Annotated in this window: 1 protein-coding gene; it reads left to right on the top strand. The window is 51.1% G+C overall.

Going from position 1 to position 233, the window contains the following annotated elements; all coding sequences use genetic code 11:
- The coding region (locus AAEZ05_RS30330) for a hypothetical protein (RefSeq protein WP_350650385.1) at positions 1-233 on the top strand (233 nt) is incomplete at both ends.

The following is a 233-nucleotide window of genomic DNA, read 5'->3' as shown; positions in this document are numbered from 1 at the left end:
ATCGTCCACTGACTGATGAGCCGGTTACTAGCTCAGATGATGACAGCTACGATGATTTTGAAGAGAACCTGCCGCGGGCGGTCGTGGCTGCGGTAGAAGAATGCTTTGGTGATGCACAAAGCAAAGGTCATGCTGATCAGGCAGATATCTTGATATTTGCCGCGACCGAAGCCGAGATTCGTGAACTACAAGAAGTGCTAGAGCGTCATGGACCCAAGCACACCGAAGTGTTG

This window comes from Pseudomonas sp. HY13-MNA-CIBAN-0226 (assembly GCF_040310305.1).
GTDB lineage: Bacteria > Pseudomonadota > Gammaproteobacteria > Pseudomonadales > Pseudomonadaceae > Aquipseudomonas > Aquipseudomonas gregormendelii.
The sequence above is the reverse complement of the archived record's forward strand: the minus strand, read 5'-3'. Positions and strand labels throughout refer to the sequence as shown.